Origin of the sequence: Chryseobacterium angstadtii (assembly GCF_001045465.1) — a bacterium.
GTDB classification, from domain to species: Bacteria; Bacteroidota; Bacteroidia; order Flavobacteriales; family Weeksellaceae; genus Chryseobacterium; species Chryseobacterium angstadtii.
The window spans coordinates 1-23,940 of sequence record NZ_LFND01000009.1; the positions used below are offsets into that span (position 1 = coordinate 1).

Annotated in this window: 28 protein-coding genes; 16 read left to right on the forward strand and 12 right to left on the reverse strand. The window is 37.8% G+C overall.

The window, feature by feature from the left end; genetic code table 11:
* Positions 1-224: 224 nt before the first annotated feature.
* Positions 225-929 carry a DNA alkylation repair protein gene (locus tag ACM46_RS22085; protein ID WP_048508843.1) on the reverse strand — a complete coding sequence of 235 codons (705 nt, stop codon included), beginning with the start codon at positions 927-929 and terminating at the stop codon, positions 225-227.
* An 87-nt stretch (positions 930-1,016) separates the two neighbouring features.
* Complete coding sequence (locus ACM46_RS22090) at positions 1,017-1,892, reverse strand: aldo/keto reductase (protein WP_048508844.1); 876 nt, start codon at positions 1,890-1,892, stop codon at positions 1,017-1,019.
* 219 nt (positions 1,893-2,111) lie between these two features.
* Between ACM46_RS22090 and ACM46_RS22095 the strand changes: the two genes are divergently transcribed.
* Both ACM46_RS22095 and ACM46_RS22100 read left to right on the forward strand, forming a co-directional pair.
* Positions 2,112-2,546 carry a GNAT family N-acetyltransferase gene (locus tag ACM46_RS22095; protein WP_048508845.1) on the forward strand — a complete coding sequence of 145 codons (435 nt, stop codon included), beginning with the start codon at positions 2,112-2,114 and terminating at the stop codon, positions 2,544-2,546.
* Between the two features lies 1 nt (position 2,547).
* Positions 2,548-3,015: a GNAT family N-acetyltransferase gene (locus tag ACM46_RS22100; RefSeq protein WP_048508846.1), complete on the forward strand. Its 468-nt coding sequence runs from the start codon at positions 2,548-2,550 to the stop codon at positions 3,013-3,015.
* Here ACM46_RS22100 and ACM46_RS22105 read toward each other — a convergent pair.
* The 4 genes from ACM46_RS22105 to ACM46_RS22120 form a co-directional block, all read right to left on the reverse strand.
* The gene (locus tag ACM46_RS22105) at positions 2,968-3,888 is read right to left on the reverse strand and encodes a LysR family transcriptional regulator (protein ID WP_048508847.1); all 921 of its coding nucleotides are present in this window, start codon (positions 3,886-3,888) and stop codon (positions 2,968-2,970) included. The two genes, ACM46_RS22100 and ACM46_RS22105, sit on opposite strands and share 48 nt — an antisense overlap.
* 44 nt (positions 3,889-3,932) lie before the next feature.
* Positions 3,933-5,054 carry a serine hydrolase domain-containing protein gene (locus tag ACM46_RS22110; RefSeq protein WP_048508848.1) on the reverse strand — a complete coding sequence of 374 codons (1,122 nt, stop codon included), beginning with the start codon at positions 5,052-5,054 and terminating at the stop codon, positions 3,933-3,935.
* A gap of 31 nt (positions 5,055-5,085) precedes the next feature.
* On the reverse strand, positions 5,086-6,021 hold the full coding sequence (locus ACM46_RS22115) for an alpha/beta fold hydrolase (protein WP_048508849.1): 936 nt from the start codon (positions 6,019-6,021) through the stop codon (positions 5,086-5,088).
* Between the two features lie 254 nt (positions 6,022-6,275).
* Entirely contained in the window at positions 6,276-7,022 is a 747-nt protein-coding gene (locus ACM46_RS22120; RefSeq protein ID WP_048508850.1) for a metallophosphoesterase family protein, read from the reverse strand.
* 191 nt (positions 7,023-7,213) lie between these two features.
* Between ACM46_RS22120 and ACM46_RS22125 the strand changes: the two genes are divergently transcribed.
* The 5 genes from ACM46_RS22125 (at position 7,214) to ACM46_RS22145 (ending at position 11,243) form a co-directional block, all read left to right on the forward strand.
* Entirely contained in the window at positions 7,214-7,828 is a 615-nt protein-coding gene (locus ACM46_RS22125) for an NAD(P)H-dependent oxidoreductase (protein WP_048508851.1), read from the forward strand.
* Complete coding sequence (locus ACM46_RS22130) at positions 7,828-8,712, forward strand: NAD-dependent epimerase/dehydratase family protein (RefSeq protein WP_048508852.1); 885 nt, start codon at positions 7,828-7,830, stop codon at positions 8,710-8,712. The genes ACM46_RS22125 and ACM46_RS22130 overlap by 1 nt, the downstream gene beginning before the upstream one ends.
* 16 nt (positions 8,713-8,728) lie before the next feature.
* Entirely contained in the window at positions 8,729-9,016 is a 288-nt protein-coding gene (locus ACM46_RS22135; protein WP_048508853.1) for a putative quinol monooxygenase, read from the forward strand.
* A 79-nt stretch (positions 9,017-9,095) separates the two neighbouring features.
* Positions 9,096-9,770 (forward strand): type 1 glutamine amidotransferase domain-containing protein, encoded by a 675-nt coding sequence (locus tag ACM46_RS22140; protein WP_048508944.1) that lies wholly within the window; start codon positions 9,096-9,098, stop codon positions 9,768-9,770.
* Positions 9,771-10,256: 486 nt separating this feature from the next.
* Positions 10,257-11,243: an aldo/keto reductase gene (locus tag ACM46_RS22145; protein ID WP_048508945.1), complete on the forward strand. Its 987-nt coding sequence runs from the start codon at positions 10,257-10,259 to the stop codon at positions 11,241-11,243.
* A gap of 103 nt (positions 11,244-11,346) precedes the next feature.
* Here ACM46_RS22145 and ACM46_RS22150 read toward each other — a convergent pair whose 3' ends face one another.
* The 3 genes from ACM46_RS22150 to ACM46_RS22160 form a co-directional block, all read right to left on the reverse strand.
* Positions 11,347-11,790, reverse strand: a complete 444-nt coding sequence (locus tag ACM46_RS22150; RefSeq protein ID WP_048508854.1) for a carboxymuconolactone decarboxylase family protein — start codon at positions 11,788-11,790, stop codon at positions 11,347-11,349.
* 4 nt (positions 11,791-11,794) lie between these two features.
* Complete coding sequence (locus tag ACM46_RS22155) at positions 11,795-12,229, reverse strand: DoxX family membrane protein (protein WP_048508946.1); 435 nt, start codon at positions 12,227-12,229, stop codon at positions 11,795-11,797.
* Positions 12,230-12,292: 63 nt separating this feature from the next.
* A complete protein-coding gene (locus tag ACM46_RS22160; protein ID WP_048508855.1) occupies positions 12,293-12,865 on the reverse strand; it encodes a Crp/Fnr family transcriptional regulator in 573 nt (190 codons plus the stop codon).
* Between the two features lie 65 nt (positions 12,866-12,930).
* Here ACM46_RS22160 and ACM46_RS22165 point away from each other — a divergent pair, with 65 nt between their 5' ends.
* Positions 12,931-13,296: a DUF1304 domain-containing protein gene (locus tag ACM46_RS22165; RefSeq protein ID WP_048508856.1), complete on the forward strand. Its 366-nt coding sequence runs from the start codon at positions 12,931-12,933 to the stop codon at positions 13,294-13,296.
* A 33-nt stretch (positions 13,297-13,329) separates the two neighbouring features.
* Positions 13,330-13,794, forward strand: a complete 465-nt coding sequence (locus tag ACM46_RS22170) for a hypothetical protein (RefSeq protein ID WP_048508857.1) — start codon at positions 13,330-13,332, stop codon at positions 13,792-13,794.
* 97 nt (positions 13,795-13,891) lie between these two features.
* Here ACM46_RS22170 and ACM46_RS22175 read toward each other — a convergent pair whose 3' ends face one another.
* Positions 13,892-14,269, reverse strand: coding sequence for a winged helix-turn-helix transcriptional regulator (locus ACM46_RS22175; RefSeq protein WP_048508947.1), 378 nt, complete (start codon positions 14,267-14,269; stop codon positions 13,892-13,894).
* Positions 14,270-14,360: 91 nt separating this feature from the next.
* Between ACM46_RS22175 and ACM46_RS22180 the strand changes: the two genes are divergently transcribed.
* On the forward strand, positions 14,361-15,350 hold the full coding sequence (locus ACM46_RS22180) for an NADP-dependent oxidoreductase (protein ID WP_048508858.1): 990 nt from the start codon (positions 14,361-14,363) through the stop codon (positions 15,348-15,350).
* An 8-nt stretch (positions 15,351-15,358) separates the two neighbouring features.
* Positions 15,359-15,832 (forward strand): cupin domain-containing protein, encoded by a 474-nt coding sequence (locus ACM46_RS22185; protein WP_048508859.1) that lies wholly within the window; start codon positions 15,359-15,361, stop codon positions 15,830-15,832.
* A 135-nt stretch (positions 15,833-15,967) separates the two neighbouring features.
* Here ACM46_RS22185 and ACM46_RS22190 read toward each other — a convergent pair whose 3' ends face one another.
* Both ACM46_RS22190 and ACM46_RS22195 read right to left on the reverse strand, forming a co-directional pair.
* Positions 15,968-16,375 (reverse strand): thioredoxin family protein, encoded by a 408-nt coding sequence (locus ACM46_RS22190; protein ID WP_241486076.1) that lies wholly within the window; start codon positions 16,373-16,375, stop codon positions 15,968-15,970.
* A 50-nt stretch (positions 16,376-16,425) separates the two neighbouring features.
* Positions 16,426-18,495 (reverse strand): TonB-dependent receptor plug domain-containing protein, encoded by a 2,070-nt coding sequence (locus ACM46_RS22195; RefSeq protein ID WP_048508861.1) that lies wholly within the window; start codon positions 18,493-18,495, stop codon positions 16,426-16,428.
* A 121-nt stretch (positions 18,496-18,616) separates the two neighbouring features.
* Here ACM46_RS22195 and ACM46_RS22200 point away from each other — a divergent pair, with 121 nt between their 5' ends.
* The 5 genes from ACM46_RS22200 to ACM46_RS22220 all read left to right on the forward strand — a co-directional run bounded on the left by ACM46_RS22200 (position 18,617) and on the right by ACM46_RS22220 (position 23,927).
* Positions 18,617-19,771: a homogentisate 1,2-dioxygenase gene (locus ACM46_RS22200; protein ID WP_048508862.1), complete on the forward strand. Its 1,155-nt coding sequence runs from the start codon at positions 18,617-18,619 to the stop codon at positions 19,769-19,771.
* Positions 19,772-19,825: 54 nt separating this feature from the next.
* Positions 19,826-21,100: an acetyl-CoA hydrolase/transferase family protein gene (locus tag ACM46_RS22205; RefSeq protein WP_048508863.1), complete on the forward strand. Its 1,275-nt coding sequence runs from the start codon at positions 19,826-19,828 to the stop codon at positions 21,098-21,100.
* Positions 21,101-21,237: 137 nt separating this feature from the next.
* Positions 21,238-22,029, forward strand: a complete 792-nt coding sequence (locus ACM46_RS22210) for a hypothetical protein (protein WP_048508864.1) — start codon at positions 21,238-21,240, stop codon at positions 22,027-22,029.
* Positions 22,030-22,267: 238 nt separating this feature from the next.
* Complete coding sequence (hppD, locus tag ACM46_RS22215) at positions 22,268-23,398, forward strand: 4-hydroxyphenylpyruvate dioxygenase (RefSeq protein WP_048508865.1); 1,131 nt, start codon at positions 22,268-22,270, stop codon at positions 23,396-23,398.
* Between the two features lie 70 nt (positions 23,399-23,468).
* Positions 23,469-23,927 carry a hypothetical protein gene (locus ACM46_RS22220; RefSeq protein WP_048508866.1) on the forward strand — a complete coding sequence of 153 codons (459 nt, stop codon included), beginning with the start codon at positions 23,469-23,471 and terminating at the stop codon, positions 23,925-23,927.
* Positions 23,928-23,940: the final 13 nt, after the last annotated feature.

The following is a 23,940-nucleotide window of genomic DNA, read 5'->3' on the forward strand; positions in this document are numbered from 1 at the left end:
CTTTTGTGGTTGATATTTTTTTGACCACGGATTGCACGGATTTTCACAGATGTTTATGGGTAATTATCCTGTAAAGAATCTTTGATTTTTTTAAGAACTTATGTGAGCTTTTTATACATGAAGCTTTAAGCTTAAAAAGCCACAGTGTTAAAAACTTTTGTGCCTTTTGTGGTTGTTTTTCTTACGGAGTTTAATAAATAATGAATTCGTACGGACTATCGGACTTACTTTTCTTTGCGGAGTTGCTTATAATAAGTTTTCTTGTGCAAATCGAGCTTTTCTGTCGCGTAAGAAAATGTAATTGCAGGCATTGTTTTCACATATTGATAGAGAAAACGGTATAGCCTTTCAGGATCTTTTTTTCCGGCTTCTCGTATCCAGCTTCCCACCGCTTTATTGACCAGTTCATGCGGATCGTGAACAAGGAGTTCAGCCATTTTAAACGTATCATCAATATCATTTTTCCGGATAAAAGCATGGGTACTCACGATGGCCGTTCTTCTCTCCCACGGATCATCGGATTCTGCCAGCGTGTATAAAATATCTCTAGGCTTGTCAACTAAATATTCTCCGATGATATTCCGGGCTCCGCGGTCTACAAAATCCCAGTTATTCAAACGGTCATGTCGTTTCAGATACAAATCAAAAAGCGCTTTTCTTCTTTCTTCTCCCGTCTTTTTATTGCCGGCCTGAAAATCCATGATACTCACTGCACCCATTCTTACTTCATAAAAATCACTGTCCAGAAGCTCATTAATTTCCTCCAAAGACATCGAAGAAAACTCTTTTGCTGTATTGAACACATCCCCAAATTTCACTCCGAAAGGTTTTGTAACGCCATCATTTCCCTTGAAAAATCTTTCAACCTTATCCATTTCTTTATCATTCCTGAAAGTAGATAGCTTCTCTATGAATTGTTGTGCAGTCATGGTTTTTGATTTACGGTGAAAAAAAATCCCGCAGATTAAACAGGTGAAAAATAATGTTCAACGGTCTGATCTGCGGGAGCGCTTATATTAAATATCTGCTACAGCTTTCAGCATTTTGTCTTCCCATTCAGGATCTTTCGGATCAAAGAACAGTCTTTTTCCTGTATCTAAAGAGCGAACGGTGTTCATCTCATCTTCTGTCAGCTCAAAATCAAATACATTAAAGTTTTCTTCAATTCTGGAAGGAGTTACCGATTTTGGAATCACCACAAAGCCTTCCTGAAGATGCCATCTTAAAATGACCTGGGCTACTGTTTTACCGTATTTTTCAGCCACTTTTTTTAATTCCGGATTCTCCAGAAGGGCTGCGTTTCCGTTCCCAAGAGGGCTCCAGGGCTGTGTGATGATTGTATTTTCTCTGTTGTATACCTGAAGTTCTTTCTGCTGGAAAACCGGGTGAAGCTCAATCTGGTTGATCACCGGAAGCACCGTTGAATTGGCTTTTAGTTCTTCCAGTTTCTCTACGGTAAAATTACATACCCCAATGGCTTTAATTTTCCCTTCATTATAAAGTTCTTCCAAAGCTTTCCAGGTTCCCAGGAAATCTCCGTAAGGCCAGTGAACAAGATACATATCCAGATAATCCATCTGAAGCCTGTCCAGCGTTCTCTGAAATGCTTTTTTTGTTTTTTCGTAACCATGATCCTGAACCCAAACTTTTGAAGTAATAAACAGCTCATCTCTGTTGACACCACCTTCTTTTACAGCCCTACCCACTGCAGTTTCATTCTGGTAAATAGCTGCTGTGTCTATCATTCTGTATCCGGTTTGAATGGCTTTTATTACCGCTTTTTTGCATTCATCCAGATTTTCCATCTGCCATACTCCAAATCCCAAAGCCGGGATATCTACTCCGTTATTTAAAGTTACTACAGGCTGCCCCGAGTACGTTTTCTTTTGCATAATTCTTTAATTTAATTTTTATGATCAATGTAAAGTCTAACAAATTTGCGATAAAAAAACGGGATTTCTGCTTACCATTTTTACTGTTTTTAAACTTATTTGAAGCTTTTGCTCATATTTTTACCACCCCGCCTTTTTACCATGCAAAAATCGCTCTAACTTCTAACCTCTAATTTCTAATCTCCAATTTTCCCTATTTTTACAGAAAATATCAAAACAATGTCATATTCCATCCGGTTAGCTCAGGCAGAAGATTACAACAGAATTATGGAGGTCTGGGAATCTGCTGTAAAGGCAACCCATAATTTTCTTGCTGAAGAGGATTTTAATTACTTTAAAGAAGTTATTCCGAGAGATTATCTTCCGAATCTGGAGGTGTATTTAATTACGAAAAACAATAGAACGGAAGGTTTTGCTGCCGTAGCTGAAGGCAATCTGGAAATGCTTTTTATTCATAATGATGTGCGTGGAAAAGGCTACGGCAGGCAGCTTTATGAGTTTATGAAGGAAAAAACGGGCTTAACGAAAGTTGATGTCAATGAACAGAATCCTCAGGCTTTAGGGTTTTATGAAAAAATGGGCTTCAGGCAGACTGGAAGATCGGAAAAGGATGGTTCCGGAAAAGAATATCCGATTATTCATATGAGTCTTTAGGATGAATCCGTTTACTTTTGAAAAAACAGCCACTGGTTCAGCCATTCCGTATGATCTTTTATTGCTGGCTGATGAAACCCGAGAAGCTATTGACCGGTATATCTTTAATTCAGAGATCTATCAGTTATATGATGATACAAGGGCTATCGCAGTGATTGCATTGCACCCCAACAGCACTACGGAGCTGGAAATTAAGAATATGGCTGTTGTTGAAAATTACAGAAACCGGGGAATCGGCAGTATTCTTATTGATAAAGCCAAAGCAATTGCTCAACAGAATGGTTTTACAATGCTGGTTGTAGGCACTTCGGATACGGGATTTCAGCAGCTCCGATTTTATGAAAAGAACGGTTTTGCAAAAAAGGGAATGCGTAAAGATTTTTTTATAGAAAATTACCCACTCCCTATTTATGAAAACGGATTACAGATGCGCGACATGATCGTTCTTGCTCATGACCTTTCTGAATAATCCTTTGATGTGATCGATCTCGGATTGGTAGTTTGTTTTTTTTCTGCACCCGAAATACAGGGTATTTTCCAGTATTTTCTCTCCTTCCCAGATCAGCTGGAGATCTCCGCTTTCTATCTCGTTTTTGCACAGAAAATCGGGAACCACGGCCAGCCCGCTTCCGCCTTTCAGACAGCGTATTATAGAATTTAAGTTCGGAACGATATAATTGGGGCGGAAATTCGGTTTATGCCCGAAATTCATGATCCAGAACTGAAACAGATGTTCCATATCACCTGTAGTTCCGTACCATTTTTCCTGCTTCAACCATTCTTCAATATGCTGAATTTCTTTTGTCTTAACGGTTTTTCTGAAGCTTTCTATATCTACATCTTTTCCTCCTACCAGAATAATTTTCTCGGAAGAAAATGCTTCATGTTCAATATTGGGTGAAACTCCTTTTTTGGGTGTAATGATCAGGTCCAGAATCCCTTTATCCAGCTGATCCAACATTTCGGGATATTCTCCAAAGCTGATAATCAGATTAAAAGGTAATGTAGACACATACTGTTCCAAAGTGGTCTGAAAGGTCTCGAAACACATTCCCACACTGATGGTCGGTGTAAGTTTTTCTGTGGATTTCTGAAAATTCTTCTCTACATCCTCCAGTCGGGCAATGGGTTCGCAAACGGCATTAAATAAAACTTTTCCTCTTTCGGTCGGGATCATTTTCCTGCCGGTCCTGTCAAATAATTTATAGCCTACATAAGCTTCCAGCGAGCTTAAATGAAGACTTACGCCGGGTTGTGAAATAAACAGGGAATCTGCAGCGCCCGTCAATGTTCCGGTTTTGTATATCGCTTTAAAAGTGCGGTACCATTCTAGATTGACCATAACTTTAATTATAAATATTCTGATACAAAATTACAAAATAATTATTATCCTGATATATTTTTAAATATTTCACCGAGCATGTCCTGCATATCTTTTGGTGTATTTTTACCACTTTGATTCGTAATGATGAAGACTCCGAGATGATGTTCAGGGATGATGTATATAAAGCATTGTGAACGATAAATACCGCCGTGATGCCTGTAAAAGATCCCTAATTTATCATCTTTAAAGATTCTCCATGCGTACCCGGAATTAGTTCCATTTTTCAGTTTGATCAAAGACCGGTGAGACTCCTGTATTTCAGCATTATTTTTGAGCTGATACCGGATATATTTTACCATATCTGGAAGTGTAGTCTTCACATTGGCAGAAGAACCCCACGGCAATTGCGGAGATCTGGGTGCAATGGTCTGGTTCTCGATATGATAGCCAACTGCCAGATTCTCTTCTTCCTTTTTGGGCAGATTCAGTTCAGAATGGTTCATTTTAATAGTTCCGGAAAGATAGTCTTTCAGTAAAACCTCAAACTTCTTATGGTATGCCTTTTCCAGAGCTGAAGCCAACAACTCTATTCCTGCGCTTGAATAGGAATATTTGTACCCCGGAATCGTATCTATTTTTACCGCATGTAAATCTCTTAGAAAATCCTTCTGCTTATAATTTTTCAAAGCCATGTTCACGCTTTCAGGCATTTTTTCATTGGCAAAATCTTTAAAAATTTCGTTTATATCTAATGGCAGCATATTGGGCAATCCGCTTGTATGCGTTACCAGATCCTTTATACGAACAGGATGGCCATTAAATTTTAAATTAGGATAGTCTTCGGATAAATACTTTTGGACGGGATCTTCAAGATTCATCTTTTTCTCCAAAACAGCTTTGGCCACTAAAGTTCCGGTCATCGTTTTACTGAGAGAACCAATTTCATAGACCGTTTGATCAGTAGGTGCATTTGATTTTCCTTTCTCCAGCTCCCCATAATGTCCGATAAATTCTTGTCCATTGTATACGATTCCTATTGACACAGCATTGATCAACGGTTTTTCAATCATTTTATTTGCCGCATTGTCAACGATGGATTTAAGATTGATATCTCTTTTAAATGAATTTTGAGCTGAGCAAAAGACCGACAATAATGATATAATGATGAGGCTTGTATTTTTCATGGTTTCTATGTTTTAATTTAATTTGGATGTATTATTCCAGGGTTTTGATGATATTTTTTTGAAACTCTTCCGGTTCGTCCTTATGGATCTGGTGCCCTGAGTTTTCAAAAAGAAATAAACCTTTCTTCGGTGCTTTTACTATTTCAAAATATTTTTTTGTAATAGGCGTGGAGGTCTGGATATCGTTTTTCCCCACGAAGAAATAAATAGGACAATTCACTTTCTTTAAGGTCTTTGGAAGATCCATTTTCATCACTTCGCCCCACGCCGTTGACCAGGTTTTGGACCATTGAAGGAAGCCTTTTTTGAAATCTTCACTGGTTACATTCTTTTTACCGTCTTTATAAAAAAGCCATTTTCTTAAATAAAACAGATCTTCATCCATCGTAAAAGGAATATGTACACTCGCCAGTTCTTTGCTGGCCACGGCATCGTCTTTAAAGTGATTTTTCAAAATAGAAAGCAATTCCTTTTCGCTTGCTAATTGGCTCACAACCGGATTTACAGCATAATAGGCGTGTAAAAGTTCAGGATGATTCCGGACCATATAGAATCCCAGCGCATTTCCCCATGAGCTTCCCAGTAAATAGATTTTTTCCTGCTTGAGCTGTTTTCTTAAGAAATTTATCACCTCATAAGTATCTTTACCCATCATCTCCACAGTAGGTGTAGCAGGCGAAGGATTTAATTCCAGTGTTTTTCCGGCATCTCTCTGGTCCCACTGAACAATGGTAAATTTATCCTTTAAAAGATGAGTAAATGAGTTCGCACTTTTCATCATCGAACTTCCGGGGCCGCCTGATAAAAAGAGAAGTACAGGTTTAGCGGAATTATCTGTTTTGATTTCTATGGCTTGCTTTATTCCTCCGATTTCAGGAGTAAGAAGGGTATCTATTTTTACGGTCTTCAATTGGGCAAAACAAAATGCTGATAATAGTAAAAAGAGAAGAAGGTTTGTCTTTTTCATGATTTCTAAATTTTAATTGGACTTAAATAATCTGATACAAATATGCTTCAGAGAATCCTCAGAAAAGACTGAATAAAAAAAGTCGTACTGATTTTATCTTATCAATGAGTACGAGTCGTTACAAACCTAAGTACGAATATTTACAAACAACTATAAAACAATGGCTTACAATTGAAATACGGCATTGATTTTCACAATCCTGCAGCGCTGTTTTGATTTATTTTTTGCTTGAAAAGAAGAAAAAAACTTCTTTTTTATGATAAGATTGTCTTTTCATTCTTTAAAAAATTGGCATAATAGTCAGGGATTCCACTTTCGTAAATTCCCCGGACCGTTTCTTCGGTGGGATAATTCAGTTGAATAATCTCAGGAGTCATCTTTTCTTCATCCAATGTGAGAATCAGGTAGGAAGCCATACGGTTTTCTTCTTTGGAACGGCCAACCGAACCGCAATTGATAGCCCATCTGCTATGATCAAGAGACTTTTTAAAAGATAAATGAGTATGCCCCATTACTATAATTTGAGATTGAGATTCCTTCAGCATATCCATAAAAACATTGTCATTCTCAGATTCATACAGATACATATCATTGCTGGAAAGATCCGAATGCACAAGCTGAATATTCCAATGCTTCTTCCCTATTTTATAGTTTAATTTTAAATGAAAAGGAAGTTCGGATAAAAATTGTTTGTTCGCTTCTGAAATATGTTTTTTGGAATGATCAATAGCAATGAATCTTGCTTCTGTTTCTTCTTCAGAATGTTTGGATAAAGGAACCACAGGAAAATCAAAAGCAATTCTTTCATCGTGATTTCCCATAAGGCAGGAAATATTCAGGTCTCTTATTTTTTCAATGACCTCATTTCCCCACGGAGCAAAATCCACCAGGTCTCCGAGACAGAATTTCTGCCGTATACCTCTCTTTTTCATATCTTCAAGTACTGCATCCAATGCCGGAAGATTTCCATGTACATCACTGAAAACCGCTATCTGTATCATATTCACTCAATTTTGGGCTTAACAAATTTACAAGAGAAGCCGGACAACCTACCAGTAAACCTTATGACATTTTACATGAATAGCAAAATTTAAACTATCATTATTATAATAGCTAATTATAATTCATACTATTTTTATTATAGAATAGCGCGACCTAACTTTGCATCATAAAATTTAAACAATCATCAAAAATGAAAAAAGTATTAATCATCAACGGAGGACAGAATTTCGGACATTCCGGAGGAAAATATAACGACACCATCGCAGAAAACACATTAGAAGTACTTAAAAAATTCGAAAATATAGAAGTAAAAACCACTCAGGTTTCCGATGGTTTCGACAAAGAGGAAGAGGTGAAGAAATTTGTCTGGGCAGATTACATTATTTACCACACGCCTATCTGGTGGTTCCAGCTTCCGAACGGCCTTAAAAAATATATAGATGAAGTTTTCACGGCTGGCCACGCCAAAGGAATTTATATGAGCGACGGAAGAAATGCTGAAAACCCGGAAATCAATTACGGAACCGGAGGAATGCTGGGCGGAAGAAAATACATGGTAACCACAAGCTGGAACGCTCCCGAAACCGCTTTTACCCTTCCCGGAGAATTTTTCAACGAAACAAGTGTAGATAACGGACCATTGTTTGGTTTCCACAGAATGAATGCCTTCGTTTCTTTAGAAAAAATGGAAAGTTTCCACTTCCACGATGTAGAGAAAAATGCCAATATAGAACGTGACATGAAGCTTTACAGAGAACATATTGAACATGTTTTTGAACAGGAATTAAAACCACAGCTGGTCTGATGAAAAATATATTAATAACCGGAATTACAGGATATATCGGCGGAACCGTCGCAAAAAAGCTTCTTGAAAAAAATTATACGGTTACAGGATTGGTTCGCAATGATACCCAAATAAAAGAACTGGAATCATTGGGAATACGATGGATAAAAGGAAGCATACATGATGAGGATATTTTAAAGTCTGCGATTGCTGATACCGATGCCATTATTCATACCGCAGATTCTGCTGATGACGCCTATGCTGCAGACAGTATAATCTCAGCATTGGAAGGAAGCAGCAAAACGTTTATTTTCACGTCTGGTTCAGCGATTTTCGGAGGAAAAGAAAACGGCGAAAAAAACGATTTTGTTTACACAGAAGACATTCCGCTTAATCCAAGACTCGAAATGGCTTCAAGGGTACTCATCAATCAGCATGTACTTCAGTCTGCCAGAAAAAATATAAGAAGCATTGTTATTGTTCCTACTATGGTTTACGGAACAGGTTTGGGACTGAAAAAAGACAGTATACAGCTTCCCGCTTTAATCAATTTTTCTAAGGAAAAAGGTTTTGGAACCTATTTTGGAAAAGGAGAAAATATCTGGTCCAATTTACACATCGAAGACCTTGCGAATCTTTATGTACTCGCTTTGGAGAAAGCAAAAGCAGGCTCGCTCTATTATGCAGAAAACGGTTCTTCCAACCTTAAAAATCTGGCTGAAAACATAAGTGCAAAGTATGATTTGAGGCCTGCACAATCAGTAAGTGTACAGGAAGCTGTCAACAAATTTGGTCCCGCAGGCGGTTATTTTGGATTTTCTTCAAACAGTCTGTGCAATGCAGACAAAGCCAGAACCGAGCTGGGATGGAAACCTCAGAATCACGCTATCGAAGCATTTATTTAACCTTAAAATTAAACGTATGAAAATATACCTTACAGCCATTATCAAAGCCAAAGAAGAATACAGAGACGAAGTTCTTGAAACGCTTCAGAATATGGTACAGCAAACCCGGAAAGAAGACGCCTCCGAGCTCTACAGCCTTCACCAGGGAATTGAAGACAAAAACCAGTTTATCTTCTATGAAATCTGGAAAAGTGAAGAAGGACTGGCACAGCATAACCAGCAGCCTTATATCCAGGCTTTTGGCGCTATTGTTGATGAAAAACTACAGGAAAAACCACAAATCTACACCACTCATATTCTTTAACATGAAAAAATTAGCCCTATTATTTTTAAGTCTGTTTGCTATAGGACTTATCCAGGCACAACACCAAAAATCCAAACCTATGAAAAAGAAAATTTTATTTGTAGTCACAAGCCATGATAAAAAAGGAAATACCGGAGAAGATACCGGTTATTATCTGGGTGAAGTTTCCCATCCCTGGGAAGTTCTTCACAATGCAGGATATGAAATTGATTTTGTAAGCCCAAAAGGCGGAACTCCTCCGGTAGATGGATTCGACTTAAAAGATCCTGTGAACAAAGAGTTTTGGGAAAATAAAGAATACAAAAATAAAATAGATCACTCATTCCAGCCGTCTCAGGTAGATCCAAAAAATTATACCGCTATTTTCTATGCAGGAGGCCACGGAGCCATGTGGGATCTGGCTGATAATACGGAATTGGCCAATATTGCTTCAAAAATTTATGAAAACGGAGGTATTGTTGCCGGAGTATGCCACGGTCCGGCGGGACTTGTCAACATTAAGCTTAACAATGGTACCTATTTAGTAGACGGCAAAAAAATCAATGCCTTTACCAATGAAGAAGAAGCCGAAGTAAAATTAACCAATGTAGTTCCTTTCCTTCTGGAAGATAAACTGAAAGAAAGAGGAGCGAAATTTGAAAAATCAGGACTTTGGAAAAATCATGTGGTAACGGACCAAAGAGTCATTACCGGGCAAAATCCGCAGTCTGCAAAAAGTGTGGGAGAAGCCATTTTAAAGGAGCTCAGTAAATAATTTTTTTTAACCACAAAAGTCACAAAAGCTTTTAACACCTTAGTTTTTTAAGATGAAAAATTCATGTATAAAAAGCTCACATAAGTTCTTAAAAAATCAAAGATTATTTACCGGATAATTACCCACAAACATCTGTGAAAATCTGTGCAATCTGTGGTCAAAAAATATCAACCACAAAAGGCACAAAAGCTTTCAATACTTTAGTTTTTTAAGATAAAAACTTAATGTATAAAAAGTTCACATAAGTTCTTAAAAAATCAAAGATTATTTACAGGATAACTACCCATAAACATCTGTGAAAATCTGTGGTCAAAAAATATCAACCACAAAAGGCACAAAAGCTTTCAATACTTTAGTTTTTAAGATGAAAACTTCATGTATAGAAAGTTCACATAAGTTCTTAAAAAATCAAAGATTATTTACTGAACATAAACATCTGTGAAAATCCGTGGTCAAAAAAATATCAACAAACATTCAAAACAAAAAATGGAATACAGAAAATTAGGAAATACAGAACTGGAACTGTCTGCAATTACTCATGGAGCATTTGCTATCGGAGGAAATATGTGGGGCGGCAATGAAAAAGAAGATTCTATCAATTCAATTCACGCTTCTTTAGATCATGGTGTAACCTCCATTGATACCGCTCCGTTTTATGGATTCGGACTTAGTGAGGAGATGATAGGAGAAGCCATTAAAGGGAAAGACCGTTCAAAAATTCAGTTATTAACCAAATTCGGTTTGGTTTGGGACGGCAGCAATAACGGAAAAGGAGAATTCTTCTTTGATGCTGAAGATGAAGGTAAAATTCTTCCGGTTTATAAATATGCGTCAAAAGCAAATGTCATCAAGGAAGTGGAAGAAAGTCTAAAAAGGCTGGGAACAGATTATATTGATCTTTTACAGCTGCACTGGCCGGACAGCACTACTCCAGTCTGCGAAACAATGGAAGCAATGGAACTACTTATTCAGCAGGGAAAAATTCGTGCAGCGGGAGTCAGTAATTACTCGGTTCCGCAGATGCAGGAAGGTAACAGAACACTCCATCTGGCCAGCAATCAGGTTGCTTACAGTATGCTGAACCGTTCTATTGAAACTGATCTGGTTCCTTACTCAGTGGAACACAATTCAGGAATAATTGTGTACAGTCCTATGGAAAGAGGTTTATTAACAGGTAAATACTTCAAAGAAGGCCAATTAAGGGACAATGATCACAGAAACGGATATTTTTCTCAGTTTGATTTAAATAAAGTAAAAACATTCCTTGAAAAAATAGAACCTGTTGCTCAGGAAAAAGGAGCTACTCTTTCACAACTGGTATTGAAATGGACTGCCATACAACCGGGAATTACAGTCGTTCTGGCCGGAGCAAGAAATGCACAGCAGGCCATTGAAAATGCCAAAGCAATGGCGATTGAAATTTCTCAGAACGAATTAGATTTCATTCATTCTGAATTATCAAAACTTGGTTAGGATATCTTGCGTCATTACAAACAAATCATCAATTTCTCAATCAACAAAAAGAGCTCTTCATAAACTGAGGAGCTCTTTTTAGTAAACAAGTTTAAACAGAAAACTATTTGGCAATAGGCAGATGCGTACTTACCGCAATTCTGTTCCATGCATTAATCGTTACAATCGCCATAATGATCTGTGCGATCTGTGCATCATCAAAGAACTGTTTTGCTTTCTGGAAAGTTTCTTCCGTAAGTCCGTTGTGGCTGATCAGCGTGATCTCTTCCGTCATAGCCAAAAGTGCCTGTTCTTCTTCTGTAAAAAACTCCTTCGCTTCTCTCCATCCTTCAAGAATAAAGATTCTCTGAGTGGTTTCTCCATATTTAAGAGCATCTTTTGTGTGCATATCAAGACAGAAAGCACATTTATTGATCTGTGAAGCTCTGATTTTGATTAATTCCTTTTGAATGTGGTTTAATGAAATGGTCTGAAGATATCCTTCCAATCCCATCATAGCTTTGTAAGCAGCTGAATCTACTGTGGCAATATTTAATCTTGCGCTCATACTATTATTTATTTTTGTTGGTTAAATGATCGATACTAAAAAAATACTTCGACTGAATGGCCAGCAAAAATGCTCCTGCACTTCCTACCCAAACAGAATAATCCAATGGAGCCTTCACTCCTAATGCCATAGTCATAGACAAAGCAAAGATCAGGAGAAGAAATCCCGCTCCGTAAGCTCCAATTCTGGTTTTCCAGCCCACAAGAAGCATCAGAGGAAAAAGTATTTCAAAAAAAGTTGCCATATAGGCGGAAAATATACTTAAACCCTCAGGAAGAAAAAAAGTAAGTTTTCGGGTATAAATTTCAAAATTCTCCCAATTTCCCCAGGCGGCATCTTTTCCCCAGAAACCGAATCTGTCTGCCACTGCGGAAAGCATAGTCACAGAAATGGCAAGTCTTAAAAATAATTGTGGAAACTGAACATTTTTATCTGTCATGATACTGGTTTTTAATAACATGACAAATCTCCGACTTTTAAACTGTAAAAATCTTAAACTGGTTTAAGAACGTAATTTCGCTCTTATTTCACTCAGATATTCCGGGGTAAGATTTAAGAAGGAAGCAATTAAATACTGAGGAATTCTTTGAATAAACCAGGGATACAACGTACTGAAATGTACATACAACTCTTCTCTTGACATTTCATACAGATAGCGGATCCGTCTTTCCGAAGCGGCATAAGCCCGCTGATAAATCATTCTGAAATACCTTTCCATAACCGGATGTTTCTGCAATAAAAGCTCCTGCTGCTGAAGATCAATCACAAGAACCGTGGAGCGTTCTACCGCCTGAATACAGAAATCTGACCGGATCTCTCTTTCGTAAGCAAAAGTATCCGTAATCCACCAGTTTTCTATTGCGAATTCGGTAGTCTGCTCTGCTCCTTTTTCATTCACAAAAAACTTTCTCAGACAGCCTTCGGAAACGAAGTACATACATCTGCAGATTTCTCCGCTCAGCATCAGACTCTGCTTTTTTTTCACTTCTATCTCTCTGAAAAAAGAAAATATGGAAGTGAATTCTTCATCGGTAACCTTAATAAATTTATCTAAATGTGCTTTAAAACTATCCATATTTGCGATTGAATACCCAAACTTAACTTTATTTTTTTAGTTTTACAATTACAAAATAGTAAATCATGGAACTTGTTGCTAAAATTCTCATTGCCCTTGTTGCACTGGAACATATTTATATCCTGTGGATGGAAATGTTCGCCTGGGAAACCAAAGGAAAAGAAGTATTCAAAGCTGCATTGCCGGCGGAAATGTTTAAACCTACAAAAGGTCTTGCTGCCAATCAGGGACTTTATAACGGATTCCTTGCGGCAGGACTCATCTGGTCTTTTTTTATAGAAGATCCGAAATGGCAGACCAATGTTTCACTGTTTTTCCTGAGCTGTGTGGCTATAGCCGGAATTTACGGAGCGATTTCTGCAACTAAGAAAATATTTTTTGTACAGGCATTGCCCGCAATATTTGCTATTATTGCTGTGCTTTTGAAATAATTTTATATTTCCCCATTCATCAACGCTCAATATATGGGATTCGAATTAATAGATTATAAAAATAAAGGATTTCAAACTTCTGATATTTTTATGCAGCTGGCTATATATTATATTAACGAAGAGTTTAAAAAGGAACAGTATATCTTTACGAATAAACATTCCCTTGAAGAATATCACAAAAGTGTAATAAACGGTCAAATGGCGGGTTGGTTTGCTTTCCTCTGGGATTTATATATAGCCAACGCTTCAGAAGAAGAGACCATGATTCAAATTCTTCAGGCTGTAAAAACCATTATTCATCACAAAGAAAATTATATTTCTGTAAACGAATTACAAGCTATCCCAACAGCAGACGGAGATTTTAAAATATTTTACAGAAAACCTTTCCAAACGGCAGAGTTGATCCGTATACTGGATGCTTTAATACAAATGCTTCAGGGAACCTGGAATGATACCAACTACGATATGGATATTAATTACCGATATTCAATAGATTAAAAAAAGGGACCTCCCAGATTATATTTCTTGAAGAAAAGAAGTAGACCCAAAAATCTTTCAATTTTTTAATCTTTCAACCTTTCATTTTTTTAAGTCCCTAACTCATCGACTCCCTAACCTTCTCCCTATGAATAATCCCCCATTTCACAAGGGTTTCCGTCACCGGAAAAACTGATTTTCCGTACTCTGTCACCGCATAAGTTACTGTGATTGGCTTTGTATCCTGAATAGTTCTTGTGATGAGAAGATTGATTTCCAGCTCTTTCAGTTCTTTGCTGAGCATTTTTGCAGAAATTCCTGTAATGCCGCGCTGCAATTTTTTGAAATGGATTTGCTGATCGGTTCTGTTTGTCAGATACCGGATAATCATCAATTTCCATTTTCCGCCCAAAACATCAAGACTGTCCCGCATAGCAAACAATTCTTCCGTACAGCTTGCTTCTCTTTCCACTCCGTTTTCTATAATTTTAGCCATAATAGTTTCATTAAGGTAACTGGTTACCAATTGTTAACTAGTAGCAAATATAAACTATTCCCGTTTTACATTTGTCTATCAAATTATTCTTATGAAAGCGATTGTATTAAACGAAAATTTCCGGCTTGAAGAAGCCGTGATTGAAAAGCCCCAACCCAAAAAACATGAAGTTGTAATCCAAATAAAAGCCAGTGGATTCAATCCAATTGATTATCAAATGATTGAAAATGAACTGGAACGTAAACTCATCAGTTCTCCTGTTCTAGGGCGTGAGTTATCAGGAATCATTGTTGAAAAAGGGAAAGATGCCCATCAGTTCAGTATCGGAGACGAAGTGTACTCCGGTAGTGGATCTATGGGAAGTAGCGGCACTTACACCGAATATATTTCCGTACCTGAAGCTATTGTTGCCCGCAAACCTAAACATATTCCTTTTGAACAGGCGGCAGCTATTCCTTCTGCAGGTCTTACCGCACTTCAAACCGTCCGGCGTTTAAAACTGAATCATGACAATAGCGTTCTGGTAACCGGAGCAGCGGGTGGAGTTGGTTCTTTTGTTATTAAATTTTTAATAGCCGGTCATTTTCAAAATATTACCGCTACGGTAGGAAGTGAAGAAAACAGACAGATTCTCCTCGGATTGGGTTTAAAGGAGCATCAGATTATTAATTATAAGCAGGAAAATCTTGCGGCAGCCCTTTTAAATGCTAATAATAATCAGCCTTTTGATTTTGGAATTGATCTCGTAGGAAATTACATGTCGGAAATTACAGCAGATGTCCTAAAAATCAATGGAACCTATGCGGATGTCACCGCACTTATCACGAAAAATGCTCATGAAATTCTTTTTAATAAAGGAACCGTGATTATGAATATTTCCAATTATTCCTACAGCATGAACAAAGATTATTCCTACTATAAAGGAAGCTTGGAGGAAATTTCGAAGCTTATTGAGGCCGGGACCATTACTGCGCCAAATTATAGAACAATAGGAGATCTTTCTCTCGAAACAGTTCTAAAAGCCCATTCTATACTTAAAAACAATCAGACCCAGGGTCATAAATTAATCATGAAACATTAATATACTCTATGAATACAATACCCAGACGCATCGTCACCGGAACTAAAAATGGAAAATCGGTTATTGTGGAAGATCAGCCAACAGAAAATGTTGTGGAACATCTTCCGGGCTTAATCATTTCAGACATCTGGAATACAAAAACAATGCCTGCAGAGCTTGATTTCGAAACCAGAATTCCCAATACCGGATTTCCTCAGACTCCCCAAAATGGCACCTATTTTCGTTATGTAGTGATCCCGCCGGATAAAGAACTCGGTGTCGAATTCAAACCCGGAGAACCACACCCAATGATGCACCAGACCCAAACGCTGGATTACATTATTATCCTGTCTGGAGAGCTGTATCTGATTATGGAAGAAGGAGAAACCCTTTTAAAACCGGGGGATATTGTTATTCAAAGAGGAACCAACCATGCATGGAGCAACCGCTCGAATGAACCGTGTATTCAGCTGGCGGTGCTTATTGATGCTAATGGCGGATGATTGAAAGATTAAAGGATTAAAAAATTGAAAGATTTTTGGGTCTACTTCTTTTTGTGAAAGGATCAAAATCCGCTTGATCTGAATAATCTGCGAGAGTTTTTTATATAAGCTGCATAAACGCAAGAAAGACATCAACTATAAAGCGGAAATCTCCAAAAGTTTCCGCTTCATGAGTTCAGGTGTTACCATTCCTTCATGGTAATATACCAGTTTCTGGTCCTTATCCAGAACAATCCACAAAGGATAAACCGGCTGATTTTTATTTTTAGACAAAGCCAGTGCTAATTCATGAATTCCCGAGCTTCCGTTGGACATATATCCAAAATCCCGGCCCTGAAAATGAATTTTCTCTTTCGTTTTTTCCGCTTCGAAATTGACCATATAAAAATGTTCATTAATCAGATCAACTGTTTCCCTGTCTTTATTCAGCGCATGCTTTTCCATTTTACAAACCGAGCACCAGTCCGTATAGAGATGGATAATAATAGGTTTCGGATCTTTTTTCATAGAGCTTTCAAGATCAGAAAAAGTGCCTGTCTTCATCTGAGACAGATAAAAACAGGGCACTAACATTAAAAATAAAATAAAAGTTTTCATTTCAAAGTATATTTTACGCCCAGAAAACCTCTGATTCTCTGCATCGGTGCATAGCCGTAAGCAGTATCAAAAGTATAATGGTTGGGATTGCTTATTGGATCATCCACATATTTATCAAACGGGTCAAACGGTCTCATCAAAGGATCTTTTGGCGTAAAGTTGAACAGATTCTTGATTCCGCAATACACCTCAAAGCCGGATCTGAAACTTTTCGAAACCTGAATATTGGCCAATGAATAGAACGGCGAATATTCCGGGCGGTAATCATTAGACAGTACCGGAAGTCGCATAGGTCCGTAGAACTGCCCTGTGAAATCTACGGTAAGATCATTCGCAAATTTATAGGAAAGATTGTAAGTCCCACTCCATTTCGGAGCATGAAGCTGTTGTGATTTCTCTCTTTCGTCATCAAATTTCTGATAAACATCCAGATAGGTTACTCCTAAATTGACACTCAAAGGAAAACTGAAGTTGAAATCCACATTCAGCGAAGCACCTCTTGAAATTCCGTATCCGTGGAGGTTGTCATAGATAATCTTATCCGGATCAGTTTCAAAATCTCCAACAATTTTATTGCTGAAATACGTATAAAAAGCAGAGGCATCTAACTGCAGCAATCTGCTACCCACAGGAATTTTCCAGATGTAATTTAAATTTCCGTTAACCGATTTCTCAGGCTTCAGATCTGATTTGATCAATACTTCCCGGGAACCTGTGAGTGCAGCGTGATCTTCCGTAAATAAGTTCACCACTCTGAATCCCGTTCCGAAATTGAAACGCAATGTATGATAAGGATTCGGTGAAAATTTCCACGCCAATCTTGGCGAATGAACTTCATGATGAATCTTGTCGTAATCAAAGCGATAGCCAACCAAAAGGGTATTTTTATCATTTATTTCCCATTGATCCTGTACAAAAACACCCCAGATCGGAGACTTCATCGGCGCATTGGTGATTCCGTCCGAAGATAAAGTGCCGGGAGTATTGTCATCATAAAATGTTCTTTTAAATGTAACACCTCCCGTAAGATCATGCTTTCCGAGTTTTTTACTCCAATAGGTTTGCGCGAAAGCCACTTTCTGAAGGGCATCATACGGATTGCTTCCATAGAAAGAATTCTGATCGTGATAATTGTAAGAGAATTGGGTAACAATGTATTCCTTTAATGGCCACTGATACAAGCCAAAAGCTTCAGCACGGTTGGTATAAATACTTTCTCCATACACATCTCCGCTTCCACGGTGAGACCTGTCCCACTGCATTTCCCCACCAAAACGGTCCTCATAAAGATACCTCAGGGCAAAACTGGCCTGGCGGTTCTCCTTTCTCTGAAAATTCCATTTATTAAAAACAGAAACCCTGCTCTGCAACGCACTATCTGTAAAATTGTCTTTATTCTGATCAATCTTTTCTTTAAAACTGAAATAATTTAAACTTAATAAGGAAGCTGCATTCTTCCCGACATTAAATTTCGTTGAAACATCAAAATTATTTTCACTCCAGGTACTCGTCATCAGATCAACGCTCAGTTTTGGAGCTGTCAAGGCATTTTTGGTAATAATATTAATCACACCTCCCATTGCTTCAGAACCATAGATAGAAGAAGCCGGACCTTTTACCACTTCAATTCTGTCGACAAGGCTGTTAGGAATTCCGCTCAGTCCGTATACAGTGGAAAGTGAGCTTACAATAGGCATTCCGTCAATCAGGATCATCGTATAAGGACCTTCCAGTCCATTGATATGAATATCTCCGGTGTTGCATACCGAACAGTTCAGCTGAGGTTTTACCCCGTTCACCATCGCAATGGCTTCAAAAATACTCGGTGTGGGATTCTTCTGAAAAAATTTCTGAGTGTAAACCTCTACGGCAACAGGACTTTTTGATCTGCTGAAAGGCTTTATATTTCCGGTAAGGACTACATCATCAATACTACTTGTTTTGATTTTTGCTTTTGAAACTGCTGAGGAATCGGTTTTTATATTTTGCTGTAAACTCAGGCTGTCGGTCTCCTGAGAAAAACAATAAGAGGATAAAAGGGTAATAGAAAATAATATTCGCTTCATGAAATTAAAATTGTTAGACAAATCTAACAATTATTTTTGAATTACAAAACACCATGATAAATGTTGTTGAAATCAATTCGTGAAAAATGACTAAATTTGAGAAACTACATATAAAAGTAAAATGAGATATCATCAAGCGGGAAACATCCCACAAAAAAGACATACGATCTTCAAATCTCCTGAAGATAAATTTTACTATGAACAGCTTTTCGGAACGGAAGGCTTTCACGGAATTTCATCACTGCTTTACCATACTCACCGTCCAACGCAGATCAAATCCATCGGGGAACCGAAAGATGTAACTCCGAAAATTGCTGTGGAAAAAAACATTGCTCCAAGAATGTTTAAAGGAATGAATGTAACTCCTGAAGACGATTTTATGGACAGCCGAAAGATTCTTCTGATGAACAATGACCTGAAAATGGGATTGGCCAAACCCAGAAAATCTATGGATTATTTCTACAAAAATGCGGAATGTGACGAACTTTTATATGTTCATCAGGGAACCGGAATTCTGAAAACTTTTGTAGGAGACCTGGAGTTTGTAACCGGGGATTATCTTATTATTCCAAGAGGAACTATCTATCAGGTAGAATTGAAATCAGATGACACCGTATTTTTTGTGCTTGAAAGCCACTCTCCTATTTACACGCCGAAGCGCTACAGAAATGAATTCGGGCAGCTTCTGGAACATTCTCCGTTCTGCGAAAGAGATATGATTGCACCTGTTTTCAAAGAACCAAAAGACGAAAAAGGAGAATTTTTAATCAAAGTAAAAAAAGAAAACCAGATCACAGACTTCATCTACGCAACACACCCGTTTGATGTGGTAGGATGGGATGGCTATTTTTATCCTTATAAATTCAATATCAAAAACTTTGAGCCTATCACCGGAAGAATTCATCAACCGCCTCCGGTACATCAGAATTTTGAAGGCCACAATTTCGTAGTCTGCTCGTTCTGTGCCAGAATGTACGATTACCATCCATTGGCTATTCCGGCTCCATATAATCACTCAAACATTGATTCTGATGAAGTTCTATTCTATACGGAAGGCGACTTTATGAGCCGTAATCACATCGATCTTATGGACTTTACCCTACACCCGGGAGGCATCGTACACGGACCTCACCCGGGAGCTATGGAAAGAAGCATCGGTAAAAAATTCACCGAAGAATATGCGGTAATGGTAGATCCTTTCCGTCCTTTGAAAATTACCGAAGAAGCTCTGAAAGTGGAAGACCCTTCCTACAAAACTTCGTGGCTGGAAGAATAAACACAGCCAAAAAAACATTCTCTGGAATAAAAACATTCATAAAAAAATTTCATTATGTACAATTATATAAGTGCAGAAGAAGCAATATATACTGTAAAAAGCGGAAACCGCGTATTTTTCCACGGAAGCGCATGTACTCCGAATTATCTTATTGACGAGCTGGCAAGACAGTCTCACCGTCTGGAAAATGTAGAAATGGTTTCCATTACCCAGCAGGGCAATGTGGAAATTGCAAAACCTGAATACAAAGACAAGTTTTTTGTTAATTCCCTATTTGTATCTACGCCTGTGCGTGATGCCGTCAATTCTGACAGAGGAGATTTCGTGCCCGTTTTCCTGAGTGAAATCCCTATTTTATTCAGAAAAAACATACTGCCTCTTGATGTGGCACTGGTAACAGTTTCTCCACCGGACAAACATGGTTTTTGTACTCTGGGAACTTCAGTAGATATAGCAAGATCTGCCGTAGATACTGCCAAACTCATTGTAGCCATCGTAAATCCTTTGATGCCCAGAACCCACGGAGACGGAATGATCCACATCAGCAGAATTCATAAGCTGGTATGGCATGAGGAAGAACTTCCCACTGTAGATTATGGCGCAAAAGTAGGCCCGGAAGAAATGCTTGTCGGGAAAAATGTAGCAGAGCTTATTGAAGACAGATCTACCATTCAGATGGGTATCGGAACCATTCCTGATGCTGTTCTGAAATGCCTGAACAATCATAAAGATCTCGGTATTCATACAGAAATGCTGAGTGACGGAGTCATAGACCTGATCCAGAACGATGTCATCAATAATAAATACAAAGGTTATAATGATAACAAAACGATCACAAGTTTCTGTTTCGGAACAAGAAAGCTGTATGATTATGTAGATGACAATACGGTTTTTGCATTCAAAGACGTAAGTGATGTGAACTTCCCGATCAATATCATGAGGAACAAAAAAATGGTAGCTATCAATTCTGCCATTGAAATTGATCTTACAGGACAGGTATGCGCGGATTCTATCGGAACATTGCAGTACAGCGGTATTGGCGGCCAGATGGACTTTATGCGAGGAGCTGCTTTGAGCGAAGACGGAAAGCCTATTATTGCCATTACCTCAAGAACGAAAAAAGGAATTTCCAGAATTGTTCCTTATCTTAAACAAGGGGCCGGTGTAGTGACCACAAGAGGACATATTCATTATGTGGTGACAGAATATGGTACTGCTTATCTGTATGGGAAAAATCTCCGTCAGAGAGCGCAGGAGCTGATCAGTATTGCACACCCGGATGACAGGGAAATGTTGGAAAGAGCTGCTTACGAACGTTTTAAACATTAAAAAAATAATTGAAAACTGAAAGAATAGCTTTTTTCTCTAAGTGAAATAAAAATATTCCTAAATAAAACAAAGTAAATCTTATAAAAGCTTTAACATTTTGGCAATGTTTTTGATAAACTCATTCAAAACCAAGGAAATTGAAAACTATATATAATTCAATACGTGAAGAAGTTGGAAAGCATTCTAAAGTAAAGAATTCTGTTTTGGGGAATGTGAATGAATGGAAAAGAAGCCATTATATAATTCTTTCCGAAATTATTAAAGACGAATTATCTGAAGCTGAAGAGCTAAAAGGCGGAAAAAAATTCGAAATAGGAAATACGATATCACACGTTACACTGCAACGATTTTTTGAGAACGATTATCAGGATAAAACCCACAATGATCTCAGATTTCTGAAAACCTTAGATAAAATATGCATTTTTCTGGGGTACAAAGACTTAAACGATTATATACAATCTGCAAAGTTTAACAATCAGGAAAATGAACCGGAAGACGGTCTTGAATTTCTTACGAAAATGGTCTACGATTACTGTGCTACCGCATTTAATTTTTACAAACATTTTCCGGAACATAAAACAGAAATATTTAAAGAACTTGTATTTGACGGTTCTCCGTTTTTGGAAAGAACTTCACAATTCAGCAGAGAATTGTGTGAGAGGGATTTTCAGCTGGTAACAAAAAACAACCGGTCAAACTATGAAGTTTTTGATATTCATCTTGTTACCGACGAGCCAGACAAAAAAATTCTGGAGACTCAGGAATTCTGGAATCTTTTATTCAAAGTGGGTGAAACCGGCGAGGAGCATTTTGTAAACCAGCTTAATACCCAGATCTATTTTATCCGGAAGATAGACGATACGTGGAAAATCTGGGACAACTACAATCCGGATGCCGGAAGACTGAACAAAAAAGTCGAAATACTATAAATAAGAAAGCCGCAGATGATTCTACGGCTTTCCTGTGTCGAAAATATTTTTTTTTTCACTTGTTCTTTGTGTAACAAATGTAGACATCCCATTTCATTATAAATAAACTTAACTATACTTAAATGAACTCTTCTTTAATATTATGTTAAGTATATGCAATGAATCCTCATGAATGTTTTCGCTATTTACAAGATTTTTGTAATTTGCATACCATTAAAATAAAAGTAAAAATAGAAATATGTCAACACTTACATTTGCCGAAAAAATTGCTCAAGCTGAGAATTTTTTACCGATCAACGGTACAGATTACATTGAGTTTTATGTAGGAAATGCTAAACAGGCTGCCCATTATTACAAAACCGCTTTCGGTTTTCAGTCTGTAGCATACGCGGGTCCTGAAACAGGAGTAAGAGACCGTGCTTCTTATGTTCTTCAACAGGGGAAAATAAGATTGGTATTAACAACAGGGCTTAAATCCGATTCACCTATCAGCGAACACGTAAAAAAACACGGTGATGGAGTGAAAATTTTGGCACTTTGGGTAGATGACGCGTACCAGGCTTTTGAAGAAACTACAAAAAGAGGTGGAAAGCCTTATCTGGAGCCTGTTACTTTAACAGACGAAAACGGTGAGGTAAGAATGTCCGGAATTTACACATACGGAGAAACCATCCACATGTTTGTAGAAAGAAAAAATTACAAAGGAGCTTTTATGCCAGGGTATGAAAAATGGGAAAGTGATTACAATCCGGAAGAAGCAGGGCTATTGTATGTAGACCACTGTGTAGGAAATGTAGACTGGAACAGAATGATTCCTACGGTAGAATGGTACGAAAAAGTAATGGGCTTTGTCAACATCCTTTCTTTTGACGACAAGCAGATCAATACTGAATATTCTGCATTAATGTCTAAAGTAATGTCAAACGGAAACGGATACGCCAAATTCCCTATCAACGAGCCTGCTGAAGGAAAAAAGAAGTCTCAGGTAGAAGAATATCTTGATTATTACGAAGGAGAAGGTGTACAGCATATCGCAGTAGCTACCAAAGATATTATCCACACGGTGACTGAACTGAAGAAGCGTGGTGTAGAATTCCTTTCCGCTCCACCGGAAGCTTATTACGACATGGTTCCTGAAAGAGTTGGCCATATTGATGAAGATATTAAAAAATTACAGGCTTTAGGCATCCTTATTGATCATGATGAAGAAGGATATCTTCTTCAGATCTTTACGAAGCCTGTGGAAGACCGTCCTACCCTATTCTTCGAAATCATTGAAAGACACGGTGCACAGAGTTTTGGTGCCGGAAACTTCAAAGCATTATTCGAAGCACTGGAAAGAGAGCAGGAAAGAAGAGGAAATCTTTAATAGTAACATAAAGTATAAGTTTTGTCAGGATGAGAAGTCTTGACAAAACTTTTTTATAAAAACACATTATATGAGAAAAATTTTAATTGGGATTTTATTTTTTGGAACACTGGGGCTAAAAGCTCAGTATGGAACCCTTAATGAAATCCTTAACCGATTGGAGGAAAGAAAAGGAATCAACCAGAATCTTGAAAACGTAAACATAGACAACAAAAAGTTTGTCTTCATTAAAGATGCAGAAGACCACACGGAAAGAGATTTTATCATCATCAAAGGAAACCAGGCTACCTATGTAGAAGTTTTTGATGACAAAGCAACCGGAGAAAGCAGTTCCAATGTTTTTACCGGAGATATTGTCAGAAAGAAAAATATGGTTTCCCTGCGGGCAGACAAGCTTGAAAATAAAAAAGTCCCGCTTCCTGTAACCAAAACTTTACTGCTTACCAGGCAGAAAGACATCCTGTACCTTATTGACGTCAACACAAGAGACAGATGGATAGATGAAGCCTCTTATTCCAAAAAGAAATAATTTCCCACAGACA